This is a genomic window from Variovorax nivicola (assembly GCF_051216475.1).
Taxonomy (GTDB): domain Bacteria; phylum Pseudomonadota; class Gammaproteobacteria; order Burkholderiales; family Burkholderiaceae_C; genus Variovorax.
This window is the reverse complement of sequence record NZ_JBPJZK010000001.1, coordinates 1,425,702-1,452,535: the sequence shown is the minus strand read 5'-3', so window position 1 is coordinate 1,452,535 and position 26,834 is coordinate 1,425,702. Positions and strand designations below refer to the sequence as shown.

Genomic DNA, 26,834 nt, shown 5'->3' with positions numbered 1-26,834 from the left:
GTCTCGTGGGGGTGGTCTTGACTGAAAGCACATCACATGTCAAACGGACAAGCCGATACGGCCCCGGTTTCTATGGATGACGTTGCAGCGTTCCTGGTCGATAACCCCGAGGCCGACCAAGCGGGAGAGCTGCCAAACGACGACGAGCCCGGTGATCCGGAGAACTCGGACGGCGAAGAAAATCCGAGCGGCGATGACGCCGACGGTGCTGGCCCTGACAGCGACGACCCCGATGCGGACTCCGATGAGGACGACCCCGCCGCGGCCGACGCAGCCCAGAAGCAGACAAGCCAGAAGTTCAAAGTCACCGTCAAGGGCGAAGACGGCGCCGACATCGAGCAAGAGGTCGATGCGAAGGAACTCATCGCCGGCTACCAGCGCCACGCGGACTACACCCGCAAAACGCAGGAGCTTGGCAATCGGGAACGCGAAGCGCATGAACTGGTCAGCCGGCGCCTGGAAGAGGGCCGCAACCACTACATGCAGGAGGCGCAGAAGGCACATGCTGCCATCCGAACGCTCGCGGGCCTGAAGTCAGACGCGGAAATGGCGCAGCTCGCGCAAACCGACCAGGCAGCTTGGGTTCAGGAGCGTGCACGCACCGAGGCCATCAAGGGCGTGCTGGCGCAGATCGAGCAGGGCATGACGCTGGAACAGCAGCAGGCCCAGCACCAGCAGCAGGTCGCCCAGCAGCAGGAATTCCAGAAAGCCTGGGGCGTTCTGGGCCAGCAGGGCATCGACAAGCCGAAGCTGAAGGGCATCTTCGATGGTGTCGCCAAGGCCTACGGCGTCGAGGAGACGCGTTTCGCAAACGTGACCGACCCCAAGGTCGTGCTGATCATGCGCGACGCGCTGGCCTACCGCGAACTGAAGGAAAAGGCCGCGGCGGTGAAGAAGCAGGTGAAGACCGCGCCGAACCTCCCCGCCCAGCGCCAGAAAGTGCCGCAGAAAGAACAGGCGAACAAGCGCCTCAACCAGAAATTCCGCTCCGGAAATGCTGGCGTGAAGGACTTGGCCGCCTTCCTGATGAACAACTGATTTTCTAAGCCCGCGAGGGCCTGAAAGGAGCCAGAAATGGCACAACCGACCAATCTCTATGACCGGTACGACGCCGGCACCAACGTCCGCGAAGACCTGATCGACAAGATCACGATGACCAACCCCGAGGAAACTCCGGTCATCTCGTCTTTCGGCCGGGCCGCTGCGGAAAACACGCTGCACGAGTGGCAACGTGACAACTTGCGCGCCCCGAACAAGGACAACGCGGCAATCGACGGCGACGACGCCACCGCGAGCAACAAGACGCCGCCTGTGCGCGTGGGCAACATCTGCCAGATCTTCCAGGACACCATCGCGGTTTCGGGCCGCGTCGAGCGTGTCAAGAAGGCCGGCATGAAGTCCGCGCTAGCCTACTACAAGGCCAAGGCGTACAAGGAGCTGCAACGCGACATGGAGGCCATGACGCTTTCGGCCAATCCTGCTGTGGCTGGTTCTGGTGCGGCGGCTGCAAAGTCGGGTGGCCTGGGCGTGCTGCTGTACACCAATGCGCAGCATGGCGCGGGCGGCTCGACCGTCGCGCATACGTCGGGGGCACCGACCACAGCACCGACGGCCGGCACGCCTCGTGCGTTCACGGAAGCCTTGCTCAAGGCCGCCGTGCAGGCCGCCTATACCTCGAGCGGCAAGATCCCGCCCGCGGCATACATGGGGCCCAACCACAAGAGCGTGTTTTCCGCGTTCACCGGCATCGCCTTGAACCGCGTCGAAATCAAGGAAAAGAAGCAGGCTCGCATCATTGGCGGCGCCGATGTCTACACCTCGGATTTCGGCGACATCGAGATCGTGCCGCACTACATCATGGCCGGCAGCACCAACGTATACGGGCTCAATCCCGAGTACGGCGATGCCGTGTATCTGCGCCCCTTCCAGTCGGAACCGCTCGGCAAGTCCGGCGACTCGACCAAGGAGCAGGTGCTCGTCGATGCGACGGTGCGCGTGACCTCGGAAAACGTGCACTGGAAGATTGCCGACCTCTCGGGCGGCTAAGCCGATCTGGTCAGCACATCGCCATCAAGGGCCCTCTTCGGAGGGCCCTTTTCATTGGAGAGAACACCATGACAAACGGCTACTCCGAGAACGTCACCATCGACGAGGGCGTGAACCCGAACACGGGCATCCGCACGCAGCTCCACTTCGAAGGTGATTCTCTGATCACACAGAAGACCTTCGACGCCGAACCGCACCTTGAGCATGCCCGCCGGCTGCGCGATGCCCAGGACGGCCAGCGTTGGGGCGAGGGCAAGCTGGTCGGACATATCCCGGCCGCCTTCTACGCCAAGATCTGCGTGATCCGCGACCCCGAGGCACGCAAGGCGGCGGTGCGAGAGTTCTTCCAGCAGAACCCGGCTTTCGTCGGCTACACGCCGTACCTGAAGCGCTGACATGTCCTTCAGCAGCTACACCGACCTGAAGACCAGTGTGCAGGCATGGCTCGTGCGCGGCGACTCGCTGGTGACTGATCGGATTCCCGACTTCATCCGCTTGGGCGAAGAGCGCATCGGCCGCCGGCTGCGCGTCAGCGGCATGGTGTCGTTGCCCACCACGCTGACCATCTTGGCCGGACAGAATTGGGTTGCGCTGCCCGATGACTGGCTCGCCTTCAAGCGCATCCGCAGCGCCGCCGAGCCGCGCATCGAGTACATGACCCCCGACGCGCTGGAAGACTTGCCGCCGTGCGGTGATGCTTCGAAGTACTCCATCGAGGGGCGCCGCCTGCTGTATGGCCAGACTCCAAGCGCCAACCTTGCGCTGACGGTGCGGTACTACCAGCGGCCTCCCTATCTCCAGAATGCCGCCTCCACGTGGCTGCTCAACGAGGCCCCGAGCGTCTACCTGTACGCCGCCCTGGTTGAAGGCGCCATGTTCATCAAGAACTCGGGCAAGGCAGGCGAGTGGGGCACGCTCTTCGACAAGGCCGTCGACGAGCTACAGAGCGTCGATGAGGCGGCTGCGGTCAGTGGTTCGAACCTTCGGATGCGCCGGCGATGACTCCCATCGTGGGCTTCATGCCCGACGCCGACCCGACTGCTCCGGGCGTACTGCTGGAGTGCTCGAACATCATTCCGTTCGAATCCGGGTTTCTCGCCGCGCCTTCGCCCGTCGCGGTGCAGGCGGCCGCGCTGGCCGCCGAGTGCCGCGGTGCGGTTGTGGCCACGAAGCTCGACGGCACGCGGCGCCTGTTCGCCGGCACGCAGACGAAGCTGTACGAGCTCACCAGCACCACGTGGACCGACCGCAGCAAGGCCGGCAACTATGTGGGCTCTACGGAATCGCGCTGGAGCTTTTGTCAGTTCGGCGACACCTCGATGGCTTCCAACTTGGTCGACGCCATGCAGCAGTCGACCGCTGGCGCCTTCGCCGATGTGCCCACGGCGCCCAAGGCGAAGATCATCGTGAGCGCCTCCAACAACTTCGTGATCGCATTCAATACGAATGACGGCACGTTCGGTGTGTCGCCGGACCGCTGGTGGTGCTGCGCGCAGAGCAACCAAGCCGATTGGGTGCCCAGCGTCGCCACTGGCGCAACCACGGGCCGCCTCGTGGCGCGAGAGGGCGCCATTCAGGCCGCGCTGCCGTTGGGCGACTACGTGGTGGCCTACAAGTCCCGCGGCGTGTTCATCGGCTCTTTCGTCGGCTCAGCCAATGGCGCCTGGCAGTGGACGGCGGTTCCCGGCGGCGAATGCGGCTGCGTCGGGCAGGAAGCGGTCTGCGACGTCGGTGGCCAGCACTTCATCGTCGGCGAAGACGATTTCTGGCTATTCGACGGCACGCGGCCTACGCCACTGGGCGAGGGTGTGCTGCGCGACTGGTTCCGCCGCAACTCCAGTCAGACCTTCCGCTACCGCACGAAGTGCACCTACGACCGGCAGCGCAATCTGGTCTGGATTGCCTATCCATCCCCAACCTCTACCGGCGCATGCGATCGCACGCTGGCAATTCACATCGGAAACAAGCGTTGGGGCAGTTCCGACCGCGTGCTGCAGGCAGCACTGAACTTCACCGCGCCGGGCGTGACCATCGACGGCTTGGACGTCTATTCCTCCAGCATCGACAACCTGCCGCCCATCCCGTTTGACTCGCAGTACTGGCTGGCAGGTGGTCGGCTCTATGCCTACTTCGATTCCACCAACCAGTTGGTGTCCAACACCGGAGTGGCTGGCGCCTCCAGCTTCACGACCGGCGACATGGGCGACGAAGAGAGCGTCAGCACATTGGACGAATTCCGCGTGCGCTTCACGCGCGTGCCTGCAACGGCCCAGGCGACGGCGTTCTGGGCGATGAACGAAGGCGAAACGCTCACAACTGGCCCAAGCTGCGCGATTAACGAAGGGAAGTTTGACCTGCTGCAGAGCGGGCGCTTTCATCGGGTGCGCGTCGACATGACGGGCGATCATCGTGAGACAGCCTTCCGTCCGAAAATTCTGGATGAGAGCGGGCGATGAGGAAGCTTGACGCCGAGCCGCGCCTTAATGGGGTAAGCCCCACGGTGATGGAATGGGCCCGCTTGGTTGCGCAAGTCGTCAACACCGCGGTCGACCTGCTGCAGATCATCGCGGACTACTTCGTCAACGGTGTGTTGGGCATCGTGAATGGTGGAACTGGAGCTACCACCGCAGCGGGTGCCCGTGCAAATCTGGGTTTGGGCTCAGCAGGCTCCGCCGGGGGCCGCAATCTAGTCGACAACCGCACGTTCATCGTGAACCAGCGCAATAAGGCCGGCACCGTTGTGCTGGCAGCTGGTGCATATGGGCATGACCGCTGGAAGGCTGGTGCGAGCGGATGCACATATACCTTCGCGGCCTCCGGCAACGACATCGTGATCACGATCACGGCGGGCTCGCTGCTGCAGATCATCGACGCCGGTGCCATCGAGGGTGGCACCTACAGCATGTCGTGGTTCGGCACTGCACAAGGGAAGATCGCAGGCGGCTCCTATGGCGCCTCCGGCATCACGGCCGCCGGTGTCGCAGCCAATGCGGCCATGACCATCGAGTTCAACACCGGAACACTCTCTCGGGTGCAGGTTGAGCCAGGTGCCACGGTCACGACATTCGAGCGGCGCCTGGCGGACGCCGAGCTGATCCGATGCCAGCGCCGATACGAAACCGGTAGCGGGGAACTGCAGGCCTACAACAGCGCCGGCAACGGAACTGCGGTCCGGATTCCATTCAAGGTCACGAAAGCGACCACACCCGTTGCGCTGACCTACACGGTGGCAGCCAGCACGAACTGCAATGTCTTCGATGCGCGCACCTCGACCGTGGACGGCCTGACCTGGTTCGCCACGCCCATCGCCACCGGGACCATCGCATGGATTGGTGCCTGGACAGCCTCTTGCGAGCCATGACTTACACCATCTACCCCAACTACATCAAGTGTGATGACGGCGTGTGCTTCGCGCGCGATCCCGAGCACCCCGATTACAAGATCTTCGAGGCATGGGTGGCCGCGGGCGGCGTGCCCAAAGAGCCGCCAGAGCCTTCGCTCGAGCAGCGCATTGCTTTCTTGCAGGCGGGAGTGGATGAGCATCTGAATGCGGCGGCGCATGCGAAGCGCTACGACAGCATCCACACCGCTGCGCTGCGTGCCGGCTACCCTGGTCCGTTCCACGACGAAGGCATGGCGTTCGCTGTCTGGATGGATGCCGTGAATGCCAAGTGCTACGAGGTGCTCTCGCAATTCATGGCAGGTGCGATCAAAGAGCCCTCGTTGGAGCAACTCCTCGCGATGTTGCCCGCGCTGAATCTCCCCGACCCCAAAGGAGCCTGACATGGCATACGACCCCTACAACCTCGGGCTGGGCACCACGGCCACCAACCCGTATATCGGACAGGCGAATCCGAATCTGGATGCCGTCGTCGGCCAGGTGACGGGCGACCTGACGAAGCAATTCAACCTGACTGCGCAGCCGGCCTACAACGCCGGGATGATCAAGTCGGGGAGCTTCGGGAACTCAGCCATCGACGAGCTGAACCGCAACGCCCAGGGCCAGTTGCAACAGAGCATCGGAGATGCTGCCTCGAAGTTGCGCTTCAATGACTACACCCAGCAGCAGCAGATGTATCAGTGGCAGCAGCAGCAGGACGCGAACAACCAGCAATGGAACCTTGGGTTCGGCCGCAACTTGTCCAACGATGCTTACTCGCAGAACATGGGCAACCTGCAGGCCGGCATTGGACTGTTGGGCACGCTGGGCGGCTACAACCAACAGGACATTGCCAACAGCACGACGCAGCAGAACGCGCCGCTGAACTACTGGCAGCAGTTCCAGAACGCCGCGAACGGCCTGGCCAACGGCTTCGGCTCGACGACCAGCACCGCGGGCACCACCAGCAACCCGCTCGCCTCTCTGCTCGGCGGAGCGCAGCTCGGTAACTCGTGGTGGAACAGTCGCAACACCGGCACCAGCGGCTCGGGTAGCTCGAGCAGCACACCCAGCACCAGCGGCAGCGATACGAGTTGGTGGGCATGAGCATGAACGCGGTTTCGCTCTACAGCGTGCCGGGTGCGCCCAATCTGGCGCTAGGCGGCCCGGATCGGCACGCCAAGATTGATGCGCTCGAAACGGCCATCCGCGCGCAGCCGCGCACGACGCTGGAGTGGGAGACAGTGCACCACTTCGCGCCCGGCATCTATGCGCGCGAAATGCGCGTGCCCGCCGGCGCGGTGATCACCAGCAAGGTGCACAAGTTCGAAAACCTTTCGATCCTGTCCAAGGGCCGCATGGCTCTCTACATGGAAGACGGCACCGTGCGCGAGGTGTCGGCCGGTTTCCACATCGTCGCACCGCCTGGGGCGCGCCGCGTGGCCTTCGTGCTGGAAGACGCGGTGTGGACCTGCATGCACAACACCGACGAGCGCGACCTGCAAAAGATCGAAGCGCACTTCATCGCGCAAAACGTCGACGAGTACCTCGCCTTCATGCGGGACCAGAAACACATTGCGGCCACGGCCGAAGGAGAGACGCCATGTCTTGGGGAGCAGTGATCGGGGCCGGCGCGGGCCTGTTGGGCAGCGCGATGAGCAGCGACAAGAACGGCGGCGCGGGCACGCAAACGCAGAGCAAAGAGCCCTGGGCACCCGCGCAGCCCTGGCTGCTGTCGAACATCGTGCAGGGTCAGAACTTGCAGAACCAGTACACCGCGCAGCCCTTCAGCCCGAAGCAGCAGGCGGCGTACGACAACAGCTATGCGCAGAGCGACTACATGCGTGGCTTGATTCCCAGCCTGCTCAATCAGCTGCAGGGCCAGCCCATCGGGTTCGATCCCAGCAACCCCACGGCCAAACAGAAGGCATGGGACTGGAACGCTCTGGCCGATGGCGCGCTCGGGCAGCGCTCGGTCGCCAATGCGACGGCGGCGCCAGCGGCGGCGCCCGCGCAGCAGAGCCTGGGCGACTTCATCCAGCAGAACGGCGCGGTGAGCGGCATGAATCATTCCTCGTGGGATGGCACAACCATGCTGGGCGGCGGTGGCTACGGATCGTTCAAGTACGGCATGCCCACGCCGCAGCCGGGCACGCAGGCCTATCGCGACATGTCGGCCTACTTCGCGAACGGCGGCGCCGATCCGAACGGCTATTACGGTGCCACGGGCTCGAAGCCCTATGCAGACCCGAACGTCAATCCGCTGTCGCGCCTGTGGACGTCTGGCGGATTGCTGGGGGCTGGAGCCCCTGGCGAAGGCGAGGGCCCCAGCTCCGGCGCACCTGGTGGTGCCGCGAGCGCCGGCCCTGGCGGCACTTTCTAAGGAGCAGCCATGGCCGGACTTCTTGATTTCCTCTCCACCGACGATGCGCAGCTAGGCCTCGGTCTGCTCGCGGCCGGCGGCCCGTCGACCACGCCGATGGATTTCGGCCAGCGCATTGCCGCTGGCGTCGGCCAAGCGATGGCTGCGAAAGACGCCGGCTTGAATCGCAAGCTGAAGCAGTCGCAGATCGACGAGAACACCTCCCAGGACGCGCTGCGCCGCGCGCAACTGGAGCGCCAGGCCCGACAGGACGCCTACTACCTGGGCGGCAGCTTCAGCGCACCAGGTGCTGGCGCCGCATCGCCCGCAAGCACTGGCGGCTCGCCCGTGGCAGCTGGTGGTGCTCCTGCATCCGCTGGCGCCGCGCTGAAGGCCGCCGCCGGCGCGCCAGCTGACGCTCCGCCGCCCGGCCAGGGCAAGTTCACCGAATGGTCGAAGCAGTTCAACATCCCCGTCGACGCGCTGGTGGCCGACTACTTTTCCAACGGCGGCAAGGGCATCGCCGACATGCTGTTCAAGCGCGGCACGCCCGACATGCAGGTGACCAACGGCTATGCCTACGACAAGAACCGCGTGGGCCCGGGTTACCTGCCGCAACTCAACATCTCCAGCAACGGCCAGGCCACGCAGGTGCAGATCGGCCCGGACGGTCAACCGGTCGTGTCGGCGCCGCAGGGCGCTGTTGGCACCTTCGGCGCCTACCAGAACGCACAGGGCCAAGCCGCGGCTAACTGGCAGGAGGGAACGCCGGTTTTCAACGCGCAGGGGCAGAAGGTCATTCCATCGCGCGCCGATTTGCTAAATTCCTCGCGCGCGCCAGCACCGGTGCTGCCGGGCCGGCCGCTGGGCGCCGCTGGGCCAGGCTACGCAGGCGGTAGCGCGTCGGCGGCCGCTGGCGGCCAAGCCGAGATCCTGAACACCGAACTGCAGCGCGCCACACAAGAAACGGCAGCGGCGCAGCAGCGCGGTGATGCGGCGGCGGCCGCGCGGGCGCAGCAGGACGTTGCAGGTATCCAGCGTGAGCTGCAGCGGCTTCCTGGTGGGGTGCGCCCCGCAGCGCCTGCGCCGCTGATCGGCCCCGGTGCCGGCATTGTTCCGGGTGCAGGTCGCGGCACGATGGGCACCCCTGGCGCGCCGGTTGTCACCGCTGGCAATGTCGCCGAACTCTCGCCACAGCAGCAGGCAGAAAACGAGGCCAACCGCGTGGCCATGGTCGACCGCGCGAAGGCCGGCGTGGTCCGGGAAACAGCTTCTGCCGCCACGGGGCGCCAGATGTCGCAGATGCAGGAGGCGGCCAGCCTTGCGAACAGGTTGCTCGACGAAGGCCCCACCGGCTCGGGCGTGGGCGCGCTGGTCGATCGCGTCGGCAACTTTGTGGGGCAGCCCATCAAAGGCGCTTCGCAGGCCGCGCAGCTCAAGGCACTCGGAGGCTGGCTCGTTGCCAACGTCCCGCGCATGGAAGGGCCGCAATCCGACCGCGACGTGGCGAACTACAACACCATGGCCGGCCAGGTCGGTGATGAAACCCTGCCGCCGTCTACCCGCAAGGCGGCCCTGCAGACGGTGATCGCACTACAGAACAAGTACGCGGCCATCAACGGCGGCGCTGTACCCGATGGCCGGAGCAATTCGGCGCCGGGCACTCTGCCGTCAGGCTGGACTGTGAAGGTGAAGTGAAATGCCAACCTACGAATTCACCGCGCCCGACGGCAAGACCTATGAGGTAGGCGCGCCCGAGGGTGCGACGCAGGAGCAGGCCTTCCAAATACTGCAGGGGCAGATCTCCAGTGGCTCTGCGCCCGCTGCTGCGCCTGCCTCCGCCGCGTTCTCGGCTGGCCGTGCCGTCAACGATGTGGGCCGCCAGCTCGGGCTGTCCGCTCGCTACGCGCTGGAGGGCCCCGCACAGGCGCTGCAGGTGGTCACCGAGCCCATCCGCTACTTCACCGACAAGTTGCTGCCCGACCGCGGCGGGGTGTCCAACCTGGTGACCGGCCAGCCCGCGCCGCCGAAGTCCACGCCGCTGGGCGTGCAGGCATCCAAGCTCGCCGATGCCCTGGGCCTTCCAACGCCGCAGAATGCGAACGAGCGTGTGATCGGTGACGCCACGCGGCTGGTGGCTGGCGCTGGCGGCATGGCTGGCGCGGCGAATGCCGGTGCGCGGGCGCTTGCAACGCCTGTTTCTAACTTCGTCGCCGGGCTGGCGGATGCACCGGTGGTGCAGGGTGTGCAGAGCGCCGCACGTGCCGCAGTGCCTGCCGGCGAGAACCTGCTGCGCGGCCTGGCTGCAAACCCCACTTCGCAGCTCACCGCCGCGACTGGTGCAGGCCTTGCCGGCGGCGCATCGCGCGAGGCTGGCGGTGGCCCATGGCAGCAGGGCGGCGCGGCATTGATTGGCGCGGTGCTGGGCGGCGTCGCCCCTGGTGCAGCACAGCCAGTAATCGACGCTGGCCGCCGCGCGCTGGCGCCGAAGATGACGCCGCAGCAGCTCGACGTGCAGTTGTCGACGGTGCTGCAGCGCGCGGGCACTGACTACAGCCAGTTGCCGGCGAATGTGCAGCAGTCGCTGCGCACCGAACTGGCCGACGCCTTGCGCACCGGCCGTGAGCTCGATCCGGCCGCCGTGGCGCGCCTGGCAGAGTTTCGGGCGGTGGGCGCGACGCCGACGCGCGGCATGCTCTCGCAGAACCCGGTGCAGATCACGCGCGAGCAGAACCTCGCCAAGATGGCGGCCAACAGTGCCGACGGCGAGCTGCATGGCCTGCCGCTGATGCAAAACCAGAACAACCAGACGCTGATCGGGCGCCTCAACGACCTGGGCGGCCGCAGCGAGGTCGATCCTGTGACGGCCGGCCGCCTGGTCACTGGTCAAGTTCAGGGCACGCGGGATGCGCTGCGAGGTGCTGAGCGCACAGCGTGGACCGAGGCCCGCAATGCACCAGGCTACACGCAGCCGATCTACCCCGATGGCCTGAACGCAATCAACCGCGCGCTGGGCGACGAGGGAATGATGGGCTTCATGAACCCGACGATCTCGCGCTACATGGAGGCGTTCCAGACCGGGCAGCAGCCCTTCACGCCGCAGGCCTACCGCAACCTGCAGTCGATGTTGGCCGGCGAGCTTGCCAAGGGCGGCAACGAAGCGGCGGCCGCGGGCATCGCGCGTCGCGCGCTGGAGGCCTCGCCGATGCGTCCGATCACCAACCCGGGCGGCATCGACCTTGGCGCCTCTCCAGTGACTGCTGGCCTCGCCGGCGCCCTGCGCTCGGCAGATGAGCAACCAGGCGCGGCCATTGATGCTGTGAACCGTGCACGCGCTGCCACGCGCGCGGCCTATCAGTACGAGGACTCCTCGCCGCTGGTGCGCAGCGTGTTGTCGGATGGTGCTACCGCAGACCCGACGCGGATCGCGCAGCGCTTCGTGATCGGTGGCACGCCCGATGAGGCTGCGACGGTGGCGCGCGAGGTAGGCGATGCCGGCCGCGCAACGATCCGTGACGCCCTGACCACCTACATCAAGCGCCAGTCGCTGAGCGGTGCGGCCGACGAGGTGGGCAAGATTTCGCAGTCGCGGCTCAACGCCACGCTGAACAAGATCGGCGACGAGAAGCTACGCCTGTTCTTCTCGCCAGAGGAAGTCGCGCAACTGCGTTCGGTGGGTCGCGTGGCGAGCCTGATGCAGTCGCAGCCGGTGGGCTCAGCGGTGAACAACAGCAACAGCGGCGCGCTGATTTTGGGCCGCGGCATGGACATGCTGAACGGGGTGGCGGGGCGCATTCCCTTCGGGCAGGCGGCCATCGTCGACCCGCTGCGCAATCTGAATATTTCGATCAGCCAGCGTGCTGCGCAGAACGTGACGCCAGGACTTCTGCGCACTCCTCCGGCGGCCGCCGGCCCGGGTGCGCCTTTCTTGCTGCCTGGTGCAGCAGTGGCCGGAGGCCTACTTTCGGCCCCGTAGGTATCGGATCAGCGCCAGCACACAGAGGCCGGCAAGCCATCCCAGCACGATCGGATCGAATTTCAAGTCAGCACTCCAGAACCCGCTTCGGCGGGTTTTCGCATTCTAGAGGGACCACACCATGGCCATCACTACCACGCTCGCCGCATGCAACACCAACCCGACGCTGAACGGGCCGGACGGCGCTGACCTGCCATCCACGCTCGACGACGCGATCCGCTACGCGCTGAGCTTCATCGCCCAATTGCGCGACGGCGCTGGGTTGCCCGTGGGCATGGTGGCGCCTTTTGTCGGCGGCACCTCCGCACCGGGCTGGATCAAGCTGAACGGCGCGCTTGTCTCGCGCACCACCTATGCAGCGCTGTTCGCCTATGCGTCTGCACAAGGACTGGTGAGCGAGGCGACGTGGACAGCGTCGAACCAGGGCCGGTTCTCGGTGGGGGATGGCTCCACGACATTCCGCCTCCCTGACACCCGCGCGATGTTCATTCGCGGCCTCGACGAGTCGCGCGGAATTGATACCGGCCGCGGCATCGGCACTTTTCAGGACCAGGACAACTCGCCACATGCGCATGGTGTAAGCGATCCGACGCACAACCACGGCGACCCCGGGCACTTTCACACGGGCTCAACGAGCGACTCGGGAGACCACGCGCACATCTACTCCGGGTGGAATCCGTCCGGCGCCGGTGCGGGCGTGGGCGCAACCACCGTGTATGCGCCGTCGAGCACAGGCACCAGCCCGTCTGGCAATCACGCGCACACGTTCTCTACAACGACCCGCACCACCGGGATCCAAGCGGCATCCACCGGGGTGTCGATCCAGTCGCAGGGCACCGAGGGGCATCCGCGAAATCTCGCGTGGCCCATGTACATCAAATTTTGAGGTCTCACCATGTACGTCTTCCACTACGACCCCACCACCATGGGCTACACCGGCAACAGTCCGGTGGACTTCTGTCAACTGGAGCCCGGCACCGTCATCGTGCCAGCGTGGGCTACCAAGACGCCCCCGCCGGGCGGCTGGGACAGCAGGACGCATTTGCCGTTCTATGTGCCCGCGAAGGACGCGTGGCAGGTGCGCCCATTGCCGCCTGTCGAGCCTCTGGTCACGTCTGCGCCCGTCGAGTTCACCGACATCGAGATCATGCGGGCGACGCTGAAAAACCATCTGGAAGCCGCGCAGATGCTGATCGCGGAGTTGAAGGATCGGGAGGGCGCGGCGTGACTCAAGAAACCCAACCCGGGGAACTCGCACGCATGTCGCGCGTGATCGATCTGAAGCTACCCCTGACGTGGCTGCTCGGCGTGGCTTTCGCCATCGTCGCTGGTGGCTTCGGCCTCTACCACCAGATCGGCAGCCAGGGCGAGACGCTGAAGGACATGAAGGACCAGATCAAGGATTTGAAGATCACGGTCAACGCCGGCAACAGCCAAGCGATGACGCTGGCCGGCGAGATCGCGATCTTGAAGTTTCGGATTGAAAACCTCGAATCGGACAGAAAGGCAATGCGATGAACTTCGACCGACCAATGCAATTGGCTGATGTGATCGCCAAAATCGTCAATCCTGGACTGGCCATGTTGCCTCTGGCCATGGACTCGCCGCGGGCACGCCTGCTGCTGCTCACTATCGGCCGGCAGGAATCGAAATTCAAGGATCGCGCGCAGGTGCTCAATGGAGGCGGAAGGGGGCCGGCCCGCGGCTTCTGGCAATTCGAGCAGGGCGGCGCCGTCAAGGGCGTGATGAACCACCCGGCGACATGCGGGCATGCGCGGCGCGTCTGCGACGAGCGCGGCGTGCCGTGGGATCGCCCAACGATCTGGGCAGCGCTCGAGCAGGACGATCTGCTGGCCTGCGCCTTCGCGCGGCTGAACCTCTGGTGGGCGCCCGGCGCGCTACCCGAGATCGGCGACAGCGCTGCAGCGTGGAAGTTGTATGCCGACGTGACATGGCGGCCCGGCAAGCCGCACCCCGAAACTTGGCAGGGCTACTACAACGAGGCGCGAGCAGCGCTAGGAGTTTGACCATGGGCGCACTTCTTTCCCTCATCCCCGTTTTTTCCCAGCTGCTGGACAAGATCTTGCCTGACAAGGGTGCGGCTGACGCAGCGAAACTGGAACTGCTCCGCCTCGCTCAACAGGGCGAGCTCGCGCAGATCAACGCGGACGTGTCGATCGCCACCGCTCAGTCAGAGACGAACAAGATTGAGGCCGGCAGCACACGCCTGTTCGTGGCCGGATGGCGTCCCTTCGTCGGCTGGATCTGCGGCTTCGCGGTGGGTTTCAAGTTCATCGGCGGCCCGTTGCTGTTCATGGTGGGCCAGGCCCTCGGGCATCCAGTCGACTTGCCGGTGATTGAGACGTCCGAACTGTGGCCGTTGCTGCTCGGCATGCTGGGCCTGGGTGGACTTCGCACTGTCGAGAAGGTGAAGGGCGCGGCATAGCGCCCTGTGCAATTCCTGTGCAAAAAGCGGCTCGCGGGTACCGTTTTCTGACGGGCCAGATCGCCGCTTTCATTGGGAGTCAAGCCTACGGCGTGACGCGTGTTGGCATTCACACTGCTGGGGTCGGAGGTTCGAAACCTCCACCGCCCACCAAATCAAAAGCGACCTGGATCTCCAGGTCGCTTTTTTGTTGTGCGTCTTGGCTCGTCTATTTTGCGGTCCCGAACAGGTCACCGCAGGTGTCGCACGCGAAGTACAGCTTCTGCTCCCCGCATTGCACCGAGCCTGTTGCCCCCGCCCGGATCTGCCAGTCGCAGGACTTGCCCTGGCGGGTCAGCGTGCCCTCGGCATAGCAGGGCGCCAGTTCGTAGTGGTCATGCAGGGTCTTGTAGTCGACCTCGCGAGCCTTCGAGAAGAATTCGCGCGCCTGTCCGTGGTTCCGGGGCACGTCGGAACTGCGACAGGTGGCCGGTGCATCGGAATGGAAATCGGCGACGTAGACGTTCGCGAACGCAGCGTCGCGGGTCGCGCAGGATGCGACCAGCATGGCGCCGACCGCGAGGCACAGGACGCGGATTCTCACTTCCATATCGCCGAACTCGCTTCGCCGGGGTTCTTGTACGAGACCGTCGGGTGCCTGTAGACGTCGCTCGCCTTGAGGTTGAACTGCGCGTACAGCTCTTCGATCAGCCACTGAAGCGAGCTGTTCTGTGCCGCGGTCACTGCGTCATAGCTCTTGTCGTCGATGTGCTGGCCGACCAGCTCGATGCCGATCGAATCGCTGTTCACCGGATACCGGTCTGGGTACGGCTTCGCGCGCTCATGCGCATCGATGGCGTTGATCTGGTTGGTCCACGACATCGCCAGCATCTTGGCCATCGCGGCTGTGTCGCAGCTGCTCTTGTTGATGGTCAGGCATTTCGACTTGATCAGCTTGCCGACGTGGTAGCAGCGTGCGAAGACGCTGGCGGTCTGGTAGATCTGGCCGTTCTTGTCGATCAGGAAGTGAGCGCCGTTGCCGCCCACTTGGTAGCCGTTGAGGCTGGATTCGGCGGTGGCCGAGTCGGTCTGGTGGACGACGATGGCGAGCACGCTGGGCAGGGCGCCATGTTCGATTCCCGATGACCGTCTGAGGATCACCTTGGGATCGATCAGCATCCCGTTTGCATCGATGGTGGACATTTCTCTCCCTCAAGAAAGCAACACCTGCCGGGTCTTGGCAGCGCGTTGAAGTACAGCACATCCGCTGGCGATTCCCAAGCCGCAGTCGTAACGTGATTTGTCTGCGCCGGGTTCACGGCGTGTCGCGTTCTGGGCATTCGTCGATCGAGCTGTCGGTCCGCACTGACGGCAAGTGGAGCCAAGGGCTGTTGAACTTCGTCCGGCGGCGGCCTAGAACCAAAGGGCAAGGAGCACCGCCATGGCCACTCATCCCGATCTTCCGCCCCCCGTCACTCCAAACCTGCCCGTCGAGCCCGACGAAGGGGCCGAGACGTCACCCGACGAACCCACCGATCCCGAGCCGCCGCCCTCCGTGCAATAAGGAAATCTGCGCGCGAGCCGCGCTAAGCTCGCACGATGGACGAAATAGATTGCGCCGTCATCGGCGCTGGCGTAGTGGGGCTGGCAGTAGCACGCGCCTTGGCGCTCGCGGGCCGGGAAGTGCTGGTGCTCGAATCCGAAGGTGCCATCGGCACGGGGACGAGTTCGCGCAACAGCGAAGTTATTCACGCCGGCATCTACTACCCGCAGGGTTCGCTCAAGGCGAAGCTCTGCGTCGAAGGAAAGGAAATGCTGTACGCCTACGCGGCGGAACGCGGTGTGCCGCACCGGCGCTGCGGCAAGCTGATCGTGGCGACCTTGCCCGAGCAGGCGGACCAGCTCGAAGTCATCCGGATGAAAGCGGCTGCGAACGGCGTCGATGATCTGGCGCTTATCACCGCGCAGCAAGCCTTGGCGATGGAGTCGCAGCTGCATTGCGTGGCGGCGCTTCATTCGCCGAGCACCGGCATCGTCGATAGCCACTCGCTCATGCTGAGCCTGCTCGGCGACCTCGAGAACGCGGGCGGCATGTTGGCACTGAAATCACCCATCGTGCGTGCCGAATGCGGCGATGGTGCCATCGTCCTGGTGGCCGAGGATGGCACTGCGTTGCGTTGCCGCAGCGTGGTCAATGCGGCGGGTCTGGGGGCTCCAGCGCTGGCGCGGCGCTTCGAGGGTCTGTCGGCCTCGGCGGTGCCCAGGGAGTACTTTGCCAAGGGTAACTATTTCACCCTGTCGGGGCGGGCGCCGTTCGGGCGTCTGATCTATCCCGTGCCGGAGCCGGGCGGGCTGGGCGTGCACCTCACGATCGACCTGGGCGGCCAGGCCAAGTTCGGGCCCGACGTGCAGTGGGTGTCTTCGTCCGACGAACTGGTGGTGGACCCGGCCCGCGGCGAGGGCTTCTATGCCGAGGTGCGCAAGTACTGGCCCGCGCTGCCCGACGGCGCCTTGATCCCGGGCTACGCGGGCATGCGGCCCAAGATCTCGGGCCCGGGCGAGCCGGCGGCTGACTTCATGATCGACGGGCCCGCGTCGCATGGCGTGCCGGGGCTGGTCAATCTCTTCGGCATCGAGTCGCCTGGCCTCACGAGCAGCCTGGCCATCGGACGCCATGTGGCCGGCCTGCTGGCGGATGCGTGAAGCGCGCCTTGCACGCGACGAAGTGGCATCTCGCGTCAAAGTCTGCACATCTGTCGCGCCTGAGGGGCTTTTGAGCCTGTAACATGACAGCACGCCATTTGCTGGCGCGAAGCCGCCGGCGCGGTGCCGGTGTCATCACGGAGGAAAGTTTCCAATGAGTGCATCCCAAAATCTTGAAGCAGCAGCCGAAGACATTGCAAGCGACGTGCGCGGCGTGCTGGCAAGCAAGGACCTGGATTCGGTTCCCCACATCAAGGCGCTGCGCCAGCGTATCGACACCAAGCTGGCCATCGCACGCGAACTCGCGGCCGAGAAGAGCAAGCTCGCCGCCAAGAAGGCCCGCGAAGCGGCCACCTCCGCCAACGCCTACGCCCACGACGAACCATGGCAGATCGCCGGTGCCGCACTGGCCGTCGGCGTGCTGGTGGGTCTGTTGCTTGGCCGCCGCTGACCTGAGCACGCACGGCAGCAGCATCGTTCACCCGGACATGGCCGGAGCCAGCCCATGAGGCTGCTGTCCCTGTTCGGGCTGAACGCCCGGATTCGCCAGCTGCGCATAGCCGCGGCCGAAGGCGCCTTGGCGGCCGAAGACCGGGTGCAATTGCTGCGCATGGCCTGGGAGGACGAGAAACAGCGCCTCAAGCTGATGCTTGTCTTCAGTCTGGCCGTGTTGGGGCTGACCACGGTTACGGTGGCCTTGCTGTCCGTGGCGGTGGTGGTTCATTTCTGGGAAACACCGTACCGCATCACCGCTGCATGGTCGGTGGCGGGCATATGGATCGTGCTCTGGCTGGCGGCCGCCATCGGCTTGTTGCTGACCTTGCGCAATGCATCCAACAGCTTCGTGCCGGCGCGCCACGAGTTCGAGCGCGACTGGGCCTGGGTCCAGGACAGCTTCGGCCTGGGCAAGGATCCTGAGCAGGACGAAGAAGCGCCGCGCCCCCCGCGGCCGGCCACGCGCGAAGAGCTGCTGGCGCGTATGGAGCGTCAGCGCGAGCGCATCGCGACGCTGCAGGGCGGGCGCGAGGCACAGCCTGCGGGCGGTTCAGGCGAAGGCGAAGCGCCTCCGCCCAATGAATCCGCTGCTGCTGCTGCCTTGCGCATCGCCCGTGCGCATCCCGTGGCCACCGGCGTTGTTGCTGCGGCGGCCGTGGTGGTGATCAAGCCGAGGCGCTTACTGCGCTGGGCTGCGGTCATCGCGCCAGTGCTCTGGCGCATGCGCTGAAGAGGAAAGAAAAAGCTCAGGCCTTGCTGCGATCCCGCAGCAGCGCCTGAGCGGCTTCGCGGACCAGTGCCGGGCCGCGATAGATCAGGCCGGTGTAGATCTGCACCACGTCCGCACCCGCGGCGATCTTGGCCTTGGCATCCGCGCCACTGAGGATGCCGCCCACTCCGATGATCGGAAAGCCCGAGCCCAGCGCCGCGCGCAACTGAGCGATCACGCGGTTGCTTGCCTCGCGCACCGGCGCGCCCGACAGTCCACCCGCCTCCTCGGCATGCGGCAGGCCCTTGACCGCATCGCGCGCGAGTGTGGTGTTGGTGGCGATCACGCCGTCCATGCCATGGCGCTTCAGCGTGGCGGCGATGACCGCCACCTGGGCTTCGTCGAGATCGGGCGCGATCTTCACGAACAGCGGCGAGCGCTTGTTGTGGCGCGCGGCCAGAGCCTCGCGCCGTTCGGCCACCGCGCCGAGCAGCGCATCGAGCGCTTCGTCGCTCTGGAGCGTGCGCAGGTTGGCTGTGTTGGGGCTCGAGATGTTGATCGTCACGTAGTCGGCGTGCGGGTACACACCATCGAGGCAGATCAGATAGTCGTCCACCGCGCGCTCGATCGGCGTGGCGGCGTTCTTGCCGATGTTCAGGCCCAGCAGCATCGGCGACTTCGCGCTGCCGCCACCCTTGCGAAAGCGCGCCTTCTGCACGTTGGCCAGGAAGGCATCCAGCCCTTCGTTGTTGAAGCCGAGTCGGTTGATCAGCGCGTCGCGCTGCGGCAGGCGGAACATGCGCGGCTTGGCGTTGCCCGGCTGGGCCTTCGGCGTCACCGTGCCGACTTCGACGAAGCCGAATCCCATGGCGGCGAAGGCGTCGATGCAGCGGGCGTTCTTGTCGAGCCCGGCCGCCAGGCCCACGCGGTTCGGAAAGGCCAGCCCGGCGAGTTGGACCGGGTCGTCGACGCGTGGCGCCGAGTAAGCACAGGCCAGCGGTGTGTTCTGGGTGCGCGCCAGCCCGTCCAGCGTGATTTCGTGGGCATGCTCGGGGTCGAAACCGAACAGGAAAGGGCGGGCCAGGCCATAGAGCGAGGAGGGCATCAGCAGGGGCATCGGATAATTCTGGACTTCAATGAGCCAAGGATTCTCCGCGATGACCGCACCCGCCTCCCCAACCCCCTCCAACCCACTTTCTCAGGACGAACTCAAGGCCCAGGTCGGCCTTGCCGCGCTGGCCTATGTGGTCAAGGGCGAAATCGTCGGTGTCGGCACCGGCTCGACGGTGAACAAGTTCATCGATGCGCTGGCCACCATCAAGGGCGAGATCAAGGGTGCCGTCTCCAGCTCGGTGGCCTCGACCGAGCGCCTGCGGGCACTCGGCATTCCGGTGTTCGACAGCAACGAGGTGGAAGAGCTCGCGGTCTACATCGACGGCGCGGACGAAATCGACCACCGCGGTTTCATGGTGAAGGGTGGCGGCGCCGCACTCACGCGCGAGAAGATCGTTGCTGCCCAGTCGCGCAAGTTCGTCTGCATTGCCGACGCATCCAAGCTGGTCGAGGCGCTGGGCGCCTTTCCGCTGCCGGTGGAAGTGATTCCGATGGCCGCGCGCCGCGTGATGCGCCAGTTTGCCGGCATGGGCGGCATTGCCCAGGTGCGCGAGAAAGACGGCCTGCCGCTGGTCACGGACAACGGCCAGCACATCGTCGACGTGACGGGCCTGCGGATCACCGATCCGCTGGCTTTCGAGTCCGAAGTGAGCCAATGGCCGGGCGTGGTGACAGTGGGTGTCTTCGCGCACCAGAAGGCCGACGTGTGCCTGCTGGGCACCTCGACTGGTGTGAAGACGTTGCAGTTCGGCGCCTAGGGATGAAAGGCCGCGCGAGCGGCCTGGCTCAGAACTTGATGCCGGCGGGGTTGCTCGGGCTCGGCTCGCTCGATGCGGGCGGCGGCGGCGCGGGTTGTGCGGCTGGTGCCGTGGCGGCGCGCGGCGCGGGTGCTGCCTGCTGCGCGACCAGCGGTCGCGCCGGGCCGTTGCGGTAGCCCGCGGGCAGGCTGTTGCTCTTGGGGTAGCCGGCCGCGTCGAGGTACTGCGACCACTCGACATCCGAGAAGCCCTTGAGCTGCTGCGACCCGATGGTCAGCAATGGCAGCGAACTCTGGCTGCTCAGGCGCTGCAGCGCCTCGATTTCTTCGTTGCTCTTGACGGTTCGCTCGTCGAATGGAATGCCACGTGTGACGAGCAGCGAGCGGGCCATGTTGCAGGCCCCGCAGTCATCGCTGCTGTAGAGCGTGACGGGGTAGCGCTGAGCCACTTGCCGCAGCTCGTAGGGCAAGCCCGCATTCGCCGGCGTGGTGGAGCCGCCTTGCGAGGCCGAGGCCGGCTCGGTGCTGGCCGTGGGGGCGCGGTCCGAGAACGTGACCTTGCCATTCTTGTCGACCTGGCGATAGACCTGTTGTGCCATGGCGCCCGTGGCGACGAGCACAAGGGCGAGGCCGGTCAGGCGATGCAGTGAGAATTTGTAAATCGGATGCATCGCCCGAGTATCGCAAGCTTCAGCCCCGCATCAAGCGGGCTGGGGCTCCGCCATGCCCTGGTGTCGCAACAGCGCATCAAGCTGGGGCTCGCGGCCCCGGAAAGCCTTGAACGAATCCATGGCGCTGCGGCTGCCGCCGGCCTCCAGGATGGCCTGGCGGTACTTGCGGCCGGTTTCGATGTTCGGCTCGCCGTCGGTGCCCACGGTTTCCTCGAAGGCCGCGTAGGCGTCGGCGCTCAGCACCTCGGCCCACTTGTAGCTGTAGTAGCCGGCCGCATAGCCGCCCGAGAAAATGTGGCTGAAAGTATTCGGTGTGCGGCTGAACGGCGGCGAGGGCATCACCGCCACCTCGGCGCGCACCTTGCCGAGCAGCGCCATCACGTCGCCGGGCTTGGCGGCGGCCGCGTGGTACTCGGTGTGCAGCAGCATGTCGAACAGCGAGAACTCGATCTGGCGCAGCGTCTGCAGGCCGCTCTGGAAGTTCTTGGCGGCGGTCATCTTGTCGAACAGTGCGCGCGGCAGCGGTTCGCCGGTGTCGACGTGGGCGGTCATGTGCTTGAGCACGTCCCACTCCCAGCAGAAGTTTTCCATGAACTGGCTCGGCAGCTCGACTGCATCCCACTCGACGCCGCTGATGCCCGAGACATCGCGCTCGTTCACCTGGGTGAGCATGTGGTGCAGGCCGTGGCCGAACTCGTGGAAGAGGGTGGTCACGTCGTCGTGGGTGAGCAGCGGTGGCTTGCCGTCGACGCCGCTGGCAAAGTTGCACACCAGTTGCGCGATGGGGGTTTGCAGCGCGCCGTTGTCGGGGCGCAGCCAGCGGGCGCGCACGTCGTCCATCCAGGCGCCACCGCGCTTGGCGGCGCGGGCAGAAGGGTCGAGATAGAACTGGCCGACCTTCTGGACGCCTTGAGGGGTTTGGCGTTCGATGCGATAGAACTCGACGCTCGGGTGCCACGTGGGTGCCGAGTCGCGGCGAATCGACACTTCGAACAGCGTCTCGACGATCTTGAACAGCCCGGCCATGACCTTCGGCGCGGGGAAGTACTGCTTCACCTCCTGCTCGCTGAAGGCATAGCGCGCTTCCTTGAGCTTCTCGCCGATGTAGCTCCAGTCCCAGGGCTGCGGGTCGGTGATGCTCAACTGCTCCGCGGCGAAGACCCGCAGGTCGGCCAGGTCGCGCTCGCCATAGGGCTTGGCCTTGGTCGCGAGATCGCGCAGGAACTTGACGACCTGCTCGGGCGACTCGGCCATCTTCGGCACGACCGAGAGTTCGCCGTAGTTCTTGTAGCCCAGCAGCTTCGCTTCTTCCTCGCGCAGCGCGAGGATCTCGGTGATGAGTGCGGTGTTGTCGAAGGCGGCGTCGCCGAACTCGCTGGCGCGCGTGACGTAAGCGCGATAGAGCTTCTCGCGCAGCGCGCTGCTTTTGGCGAACTGCATCACCGGCAGGTAGCACGGCATCTTGAGCGTGAGCTTGTAGCCTTCCTTGCCATCGGCTTCGGCGGCTGCGCGCGCTGCGCTCACCACGTCTTCAGGCACGCCTTCGAGTTCGCCGAGCGCGGCGTAGTAGGCGAAGGCGTCGGTTGCGTCGAGTGCGTTCTCGCTGAACTTCTGGCTCAGCTCGGCCTGACGCTCCTGGATCTCGGCGAAGCGCTTCTTGGCTTCGCCCTGCAGCTCGGCGCCGCCCAGCACGAAGTTGCGCACGGCATTGCGATGCGCCTGGCGCTGCTCGGAATTGAGCGTGGCGATGTCGATGGACTTGTACTTGGCGTACAGCTGCTCGTCGGAGCCCAGCCGGGTCCAGAAGGCGGTCACGCGCGGCATCGCCTCGTTGTAGGCGGCGCGCAATTCGGGCGTGTCGGCCACGGCGTTGAGGTGGCCGACGGCGCTCCACGCACGGCTGAAACGTTCGGAGGCCACGTCGAGCACCTTCGAGATCGCATTCCAGTCAGCGGGAAAACCGGACGCCGTCACGGTCTGCAGTGCGGTCTCGGCATCGGCCAGCAGCGCGTCGACGGCGGGCGCGACGTGCTCGGGCTTGATGCGGTCGAACAGCGGGAGGTCGTTGAAATCGAGGAGAGGGTTGTTCGTCATGGCCATGAAAGTTACTTGGCGGCGCGTTCGGCCGCTTCAAGGGTGTTGGCGAGCAGCATGGCTCGCGTCATGGGGCCGACGCCGCCGGGCACCGGGGTGATCCAGCTGGCCACTTCCTTCACGCCGTCGAAATCGACGTCGCCGGCCAGCTTGCCGTCTTCCTTGCGGTTCATGCCCACGTCGATGACGACCGCGCCCGGCTTCACCATGTCGGCGGTCAGGAGATTGAGCTTGCCCACCGCCGCGACGATCACGTCGGCCTGGCGTGTGATGGCGCCCAGGTCTTTCGTGGCGCTGTGGCAGATGGTCACGGTGGCGCTCTTGGCGAGCAGCATCATGGCCATCGGCTTGCCGACGATGTTGCTGCGGCCGATGACTACGGCGTGCTTGCCGCGCAGGTCGTAGCCGATGGATTCGAGCATCTTCATGCAGCCGTGCGGCGTGCAGGGCCAGAAGCCGGGGGCGCCGGTCATCAGTGCGCCGGCGCTGGCGACGTGAAAGCCGTCGACATCTTTGGCGGGCGAAATCGTCTCGATGACCTTCTGGCTGTCCATGTGCTTGGGCAGCGGCAGCTGAACCAGGATGCCGTGCACCTTCGGGTCATCGTTGAGCGTGCGGACGCGGGCCAGCAGATCGGCCTCGCTCATGTCGGCGGGATAGGTCTCGAGCGTGGCCTCCAGGCCGGTTTGGGCGCTGTCGTTGACCTTGTGCTTCGTATAGACCTGACTGGCCGGGTCTTCGCCCACGAGGATGATGGAAAGGGCCGGGCTCACGCCACGGGCCTTGAGTGCGGCGGTGCGGCCGGCAACTTCGGCGCGAATGGTTTTGGCGAGGGCGTTGCCGTCGATCAGTTGGGCGGTCATCGGTTTCGATTTTCCAAGTAAAAACGCCCGCTTGCGCAGGCGTGGGATTCATTCGTCGCTATCTGCCGGATAGCTTCTAGGCCTTGGCAGCGGGCGCCGCCTGTCCCAGGGCGATCTTGAGCAGATCGGCCACGGTGTTGGCGTTGAGCTTTTCCATGATGTTGGCGCGGTGCGCCTCGACCGTCTTGATGCTGATGCCCAGGTCGTCGGCGATCTGCTTGTTCAGGCGGCCGGCGACGATGCGTTCGAGCACCTGCGCCTCGCGGCCCGTGAGCTTGGACAGCAGCGCGTCGCGGCTGGCCGACTGCTGGTGCTGCGTGAAGGCGCCGCGCGCATGTTCGAGCATGCGCTCGACCAGCGTGACCAGCTCTTCGTCGTTGAAGGGCTTCTGGATGAAATCCATCGCGCCCTTCTTCATGCTGTCGACCGCCATCGGCACGTCGCCGTGGCCGGTGATGACCACGATCGGCAGCGGGGAGCGCCTCTCGATCAGCCGATCCTGCAATTCGAGGCCGGTCATGCCGGCCATGCGGATGTCGACGATCAAACAGGCGACTTCGCGCGGGTCGTATCGGGAGAGAAAGGATTCGGCGGAATCGAAACAGCGGACTCTGTAGTCCTTGCCTTCGAGCAGCCATTGCAGCGAATCGCGTACGGCTTCGTCGTCGTCGACGACATAGACCGTGCCCTTCTTCGGAATCAAACTCATGCAGGTACCTTTGCCTCGTCGCTAGCTACGGAACTGATAGCGTCCAACACCGGAATCCAGAAGGAAAAGCGGCATCCGATCACATCCGGGCCATTGTAGATGTTCTCCGCCTGCATCCGGCCGCGATGCGACTCGACGATGGTGCGGCACAAATTGAGCCCGATGCCCATGCCTTCGGGCTTGGTGGAGAAGAAGGCTTCGTAGAGCCGGTCCATCACTTCAGGCGCCAGGCCCTTTCCTGTGTCCTGCACCGAGAACTCGATGGCGTTGTGGCCCTCGATCACCTTGGGCAGCACGCGCAGTTCGACGCTGCGGCGTGCCAGCGGGCGGTCGGCGATGTCGATGGATTCGGCCGCGTTCTTCAGCAGGTTGACCATCACCTGCTCGATGAGGATCGGGTCGACGCGCACCACCGGCAGCCGCGCGGCCACGTAGTGGTTCAGGCGCACATTGCGCCGGCGCAGCTCGATGCCGGCGAGCTCGACCGCCTCGCTCACCATGGTGGCCACGTCGGCCGGCGTGCGGTTGGGTTCGCTGCGCTTCACGAAGGAGCGGATGCGCTGGATGATCTGGCCCGCGCGCTGCGCCTGCTTCGAGGTTTTTTCGAGCGCGGCGAGCAGGGCCTCGGTGTCGATCGACTGGCCCTTGATGCGCGACATCATCCCGTTGCAGTAGTTTGTGATGGCGGTCAGCGGCTGGTTGAGTTCGTGCGCCACGCTCGACGCCATTTCGCCCATCGTGATGAGGCGGCTGGCGGCCTGGGCTTTGTCGGCCTGTGCAGCGGCCTGCTCTTCGGCATCGCGGCGCGGCGTGATGTCGGTGGCGATGACGAGTTGCGCCAGGCGGCCGTCGACCCAGGTCAGGTAGCGCGAACGCACTTCGAGCCACTTGCCGAGGTGGGGCACGAAGATTTCGTTATTGGCGGTCTGCGCGGCGGTGAGCGTGTCGATGGGCAGGCCGGCATACGGGTCCACGTCGTCGAGGCCTTCGTCGTGCGCGTTCGATGCGGGCACGCCCGCCTGCGCGACCATGCCCAGGTGGCCCACGGTGTCCGAGCCGAACCACAGGCGATACAGCTTGTTGGCGAACAGCAGTTCCTCGCTGCCGATGGGGGCGACCGACACTGCCGCGTCGAGCGCTTCCAGCACGGTGGTGAAGCGCTCGTAGGAGGCGGAGAGCTGCTCGCGGATGCGCGTGGGCTCGGTGATGTCGGTCATCGACGTCATCCATCCCGTCTGGTGGCCGCGCGCGTCGATCAGCGGCGACACATACAGCCGCGCGTTGAACACGCTGCCGTTCTTGCGCTTCACGCGCACCTGGAAGCCGCCGGGAAGGGCGCGGCCGTGCAGCTCTTCTTCCAGCCGCTCGTTCATTACCTCGCGGTCGGATTCGAGCCAGTAGGGGAAGGGTGGCGTCTGGCCGACCAATTCTTCCTCGCTCCAGCCCGTCATGGCGCAGAAGGCTGCGTTCACGTAGGTGATGCGCCCCTGCAGATCGAGCACGCGCATGCCCGTGAGCATGGAGTTTTCCATCGCCCGGCGGAAGTTGGTCTCGGCCACCAGCCGTTGCTGAGCCTGAAGCCGTCGTCGCGTGTGGCGCCAGGTGCCGATCAACATCCAGCTCGTAAGTACGCTGAGCGCGCAGACCAGCCAGAACAGGCCGTTGCCGACCACGCCCTGCGAGGTGCGGTAGGCCTGCGCTCGCAGCACCAGCGCATTGCCCACGGGCGACACCGGCACTTCGTACTCGTTGGTTCGCTCGCTCCAGGGCAGCAGGCGCGTGCCGCTGTCTTTGAGGTTGGTGGTGTTGCCGGCGATCACATGGCCCTTGGCGTCGAGCAGCGACACCGCGTAGCGCGCCTGAACCTCGGACGGCATGCCGTAGCGCAGCAGCCCATCGACAGAGAACTCGCCCAGCACCACGCCCGCGAACAGGCCCTGGTCGAAAAGGGGAATGTGCAACTGCAGCATCGCCGCAGGGTCGCCCCCGGCCACAGGCTGCGAATACACCGGCTGGCGCAGTTCGCGCGCCAGCGCGTAGTTGCTCTCGATGTCGCCGGGGCGCAGCACATCGCCGATCAGATGCTGCTGAGCCGGGTGCACGCTGGGCGCCGCATAGCCGGCCTTGAAACGGCGGCGGTCGTCGATCCAGGTGATGGTCTGCAGTTCGGGGAACTGGCTCACCAGGGACTCGGCGCGGCTGGTGAATTCGACCGGGTCGATCTCGCGGTTCGACGCATCACGCGCGATGCGCATCAATTGCTCTTGCCGCTCCAGCAGCCGCAGCCGCATGCGCTGCTGTGCGTATTCGACGTCGCGGCGCACCGACTCCTGCTCGCGCTCGACTTCTTCAGTGCGCAGGTACCAGAAGGCGGAAACGATGGCGGCAAGAAACAACAGCACGGCCGCCATCGGCGCGAGCATGGCGACCGCGTCCTGCAGCACCGGCGTCTGCCGGCGCCACCACCTGCGCCACCAGGACAGGGGCGAGGCACTGCGGGCAACGGCCAGCGGGGAGGAAAGAGGCATCACC

29 protein-coding genes and 1 tRNA gene are annotated in these 26,834 nt (G+C 65.5%); 22 read left to right on the top strand and 8 right to left on the bottom strand.

Annotated elements, in window-relative coordinates:
- The first annotated feature begins 72 nt into the window (after positions 1–72).
- The 18 genes from ACSFBF_RS06920 to ACSFBF_RS06835 all read left to right on the top strand — a co-directional run bounded on the left by ACSFBF_RS06920 (position 73) and on the right by ACSFBF_RS06835 (position 14,362).
- Positions 73–1,038 carry a hypothetical protein gene (locus tag ACSFBF_RS06920; protein ID WP_435465573.1) on the top strand — a complete coding sequence of 322 codons (966 nt, stop codon included), beginning with the start codon at positions 73–75 and terminating at the stop codon, positions 1,036–1,038.
- Positions 1,039–1,074: 36 nt separating this feature from the next.
- Entirely contained in the window at positions 1,075–2,046 is a 972-nt protein-coding gene (locus tag ACSFBF_RS06915; RefSeq protein WP_435465572.1) for an SU10 major capsid protein, read from the top strand.
- 68 nt (positions 2,047–2,114) lie between these two features.
- Positions 2,115–2,441 (top strand): hypothetical protein, encoded by a 327-nt coding sequence (locus tag ACSFBF_RS06910; RefSeq protein ID WP_435465571.1) that lies wholly within the window; start codon positions 2,115–2,117, stop codon positions 2,439–2,441.
- 1 nt (position 2,442) lies between these two features.
- Positions 2,443–3,048 (top strand): phage adaptor protein, encoded by a 606-nt coding sequence (locus ACSFBF_RS06905; RefSeq protein ID WP_435465570.1) that lies wholly within the window; start codon positions 2,443–2,445, stop codon positions 3,046–3,048.
- On the top strand, positions 3,045–4,502 hold the full coding sequence (locus tag ACSFBF_RS06900) for a hypothetical protein (RefSeq protein ID WP_435465569.1): 1,458 nt from the start codon (positions 3,045–3,047) through the stop codon (positions 4,500–4,502). Before ACSFBF_RS06905 ends, ACSFBF_RS06900 begins: the two co-directional genes overlap by 4 nt.
- A complete protein-coding gene (locus ACSFBF_RS06895) occupies positions 4,499–5,407 on the top strand; it encodes a hypothetical protein (RefSeq protein ID WP_435465568.1) in 909 nt (302 codons plus the stop codon). Before ACSFBF_RS06900 ends, ACSFBF_RS06895 begins: the two co-directional genes overlap by 4 nt.
- A complete protein-coding gene (locus tag ACSFBF_RS06890; RefSeq protein ID WP_435465567.1) occupies positions 5,404–5,829 on the top strand; it encodes a hypothetical protein in 426 nt (141 codons plus the stop codon). The genes ACSFBF_RS06895 and ACSFBF_RS06890 overlap by 4 nt, the downstream gene beginning before the upstream one ends.
- 1 nt (position 5,830) lies before the next feature.
- Complete coding sequence (locus tag ACSFBF_RS06885) at positions 5,831–6,532, top strand: hypothetical protein (RefSeq protein ID WP_435465566.1); 702 nt, start codon at positions 5,831–5,833, stop codon at positions 6,530–6,532.
- A complete protein-coding gene (locus ACSFBF_RS06880) occupies positions 6,529–7,047 on the top strand; it encodes a hypothetical protein (RefSeq protein ID WP_435465565.1) in 519 nt (172 codons plus the stop codon). The genes ACSFBF_RS06885 and ACSFBF_RS06880 overlap by 4 nt, the downstream gene beginning before the upstream one ends.
- Entirely contained in the window at positions 7,029–7,808 is a 780-nt protein-coding gene (locus tag ACSFBF_RS06875) for a hypothetical protein (protein ID WP_435465564.1), read from the top strand. Before ACSFBF_RS06880 ends, ACSFBF_RS06875 begins: the two co-directional genes overlap by 19 nt.
- Before the next feature lie 9 nt (positions 7,809–7,817).
- Positions 7,818–9,485 (top strand): hypothetical protein, encoded by a 1,668-nt coding sequence (locus ACSFBF_RS06870; protein ID WP_435465563.1) that lies wholly within the window; start codon positions 7,818–7,820, stop codon positions 9,483–9,485.
- A gap of 1 nt (position 9,486) precedes the next feature.
- The gene (locus ACSFBF_RS06865; protein WP_435465562.1) at positions 9,487–11,763 is read left to right on the top strand and encodes a hypothetical protein; all 2,277 of its coding nucleotides are present in this window, start codon (positions 9,487–9,489) and stop codon (positions 11,761–11,763) included.
- A 121-nt stretch (positions 11,764–11,884) separates the two neighbouring features.
- A complete protein-coding gene (locus ACSFBF_RS06860) occupies positions 11,885–12,649 on the top strand; it encodes a phage tail protein (RefSeq protein ID WP_435465561.1) in 765 nt (254 codons plus the stop codon).
- A gap of 9 nt (positions 12,650–12,658) precedes the next feature.
- Positions 12,659–12,991 (top strand): hypothetical protein, encoded by a 333-nt coding sequence (locus ACSFBF_RS06855; RefSeq protein ID WP_435465560.1) that lies wholly within the window; start codon positions 12,659–12,661, stop codon positions 12,989–12,991.
- A gap of 32 nt (positions 12,992–13,023) precedes the next feature.
- Positions 13,024–13,281: a hypothetical protein gene (locus ACSFBF_RS06850; protein WP_435465559.1), complete on the top strand. Its 258-nt coding sequence runs from the start codon at positions 13,024–13,026 to the stop codon at positions 13,279–13,281.
- A complete protein-coding gene (locus ACSFBF_RS06845) occupies positions 13,278–13,790 on the top strand; it encodes a hypothetical protein (RefSeq protein WP_435465558.1) in 513 nt (170 codons plus the stop codon). Before ACSFBF_RS06850 ends, ACSFBF_RS06845 begins: the two co-directional genes overlap by 4 nt.
- A 2-nt stretch (positions 13,791–13,792) precedes the next feature.
- A complete protein-coding gene (locus ACSFBF_RS06840) occupies positions 13,793–14,209 on the top strand; it encodes a 3TM-type holin (RefSeq protein WP_435465557.1) in 417 nt (138 codons plus the stop codon).
- 74 nt (positions 14,210–14,283) lie between these two features.
- A tRNA-Val gene (locus ACSFBF_RS06835) sits at positions 14,284–14,362 on the top strand.
- 55 nt (positions 14,363–14,417) lie between these two features.
- Here the strand turns inward: ACSFBF_RS06835 and ACSFBF_RS06830 are convergent.
- Entirely contained in the window at positions 14,418–14,798 is a 381-nt protein-coding gene (locus tag ACSFBF_RS06830; RefSeq protein WP_435465556.1) for a hypothetical protein, read from the bottom strand.
- A complete protein-coding gene (locus ACSFBF_RS06825) occupies positions 14,789–15,391 on the bottom strand; it encodes a peptidoglycan recognition protein family protein (protein WP_435465555.1) in 603 nt (200 codons plus the stop codon). Before ACSFBF_RS06825 ends, ACSFBF_RS06830 begins: the two co-directional genes overlap by 10 nt.
- A 396-nt stretch (positions 15,392–15,787) precedes the next feature.
- On the opposite strand from ACSFBF_RS06825, the gene ACSFBF_RS06820 reads away from it, so the two are divergent.
- The 3 genes from ACSFBF_RS06820 (at position 15,788) to ACSFBF_RS06810 (ending at position 18,116) form a co-directional block, all read left to right on the top strand.
- A complete protein-coding gene (locus ACSFBF_RS06820; RefSeq protein ID WP_435465554.1) occupies positions 15,788–16,891 on the top strand; it encodes an NAD(P)/FAD-dependent oxidoreductase in 1,104 nt (367 codons plus the stop codon).
- Between the two features lie 154 nt (positions 16,892–17,045).
- Entirely contained in the window at positions 17,046–17,342 is a 297-nt protein-coding gene (locus tag ACSFBF_RS06815) for a glycine zipper domain-containing protein (RefSeq protein ID WP_093052316.1), read from the top strand.
- Between the two features lie 54 nt (positions 17,343–17,396).
- Positions 17,397–18,116: a phage holin family protein gene (locus ACSFBF_RS06810; RefSeq protein WP_435465553.1), complete on the top strand. Its 720-nt coding sequence runs from the start codon at positions 17,397–17,399 to the stop codon at positions 18,114–18,116.
- A 16-nt stretch (positions 18,117–18,132) separates the two neighbouring features.
- On the opposite strand, the gene ACSFBF_RS06805 is transcribed toward ACSFBF_RS06810, so the two are convergent.
- Positions 18,133–19,212 carry a quinone-dependent dihydroorotate dehydrogenase gene (locus tag ACSFBF_RS06805; protein ID WP_435465552.1) on the bottom strand — a complete coding sequence of 360 codons (1,080 nt, stop codon included), beginning with the start codon at positions 19,210–19,212 and terminating at the stop codon, positions 18,133–18,135.
- A 40-nt stretch (positions 19,213–19,252) separates the two neighbouring features.
- Between ACSFBF_RS06805 and rpiA the strand changes: the two genes are divergently transcribed.
- Positions 19,253–19,966 (top strand): ribose-5-phosphate isomerase RpiA, encoded by a 714-nt coding sequence (rpiA, locus tag ACSFBF_RS06800; protein WP_435465551.1) that lies wholly within the window; start codon positions 19,253–19,255, stop codon positions 19,964–19,966.
- Positions 19,967–19,994: 28 nt separating this feature from the next.
- Here rpiA and ACSFBF_RS06795 read toward each other — a convergent pair whose 3' ends face one another.
- From ACSFBF_RS06795 to ACSFBF_RS06775, 5 genes are all read right to left on the bottom strand, one after another.
- Positions 19,995–20,636, bottom strand: a complete 642-nt coding sequence (locus ACSFBF_RS06795) for a glutaredoxin family protein (protein ID WP_435465550.1) — start codon at positions 20,634–20,636, stop codon at positions 19,995–19,997.
- 30 nt (positions 20,637–20,666) lie between these two features.
- A complete protein-coding gene (locus ACSFBF_RS06790) occupies positions 20,667–22,736 on the bottom strand; it encodes a M3 family metallopeptidase (RefSeq protein ID WP_435465549.1) in 2,070 nt (689 codons plus the stop codon).
- Positions 22,737–22,741: 5 nt separating this feature from the next.
- Positions 22,742–23,593, bottom strand: a complete 852-nt coding sequence (gene folD / locus ACSFBF_RS06785) for a bifunctional methylenetetrahydrofolate dehydrogenase/methenyltetrahydrofolate cyclohydrolase FolD (RefSeq protein WP_435465548.1) — start codon at positions 23,591–23,593, stop codon at positions 22,742–22,744.
- A gap of 76 nt (positions 23,594–23,669) precedes the next feature.
- Positions 23,670–24,302, bottom strand: a complete 633-nt coding sequence (locus tag ACSFBF_RS06780; protein WP_012747279.1) for a response regulator transcription factor — start codon at positions 24,300–24,302, stop codon at positions 23,670–23,672.
- A complete protein-coding gene (locus ACSFBF_RS06775; RefSeq protein WP_093052292.1) occupies positions 24,299–26,830 on the bottom strand; it encodes a PAS domain-containing sensor histidine kinase in 2,532 nt (843 codons plus the stop codon). The genes ACSFBF_RS06780 and ACSFBF_RS06775 overlap by 4 nt, the downstream gene beginning before the upstream one ends.
- Positions 26,831–26,834: the final 4 nt, after the last annotated feature.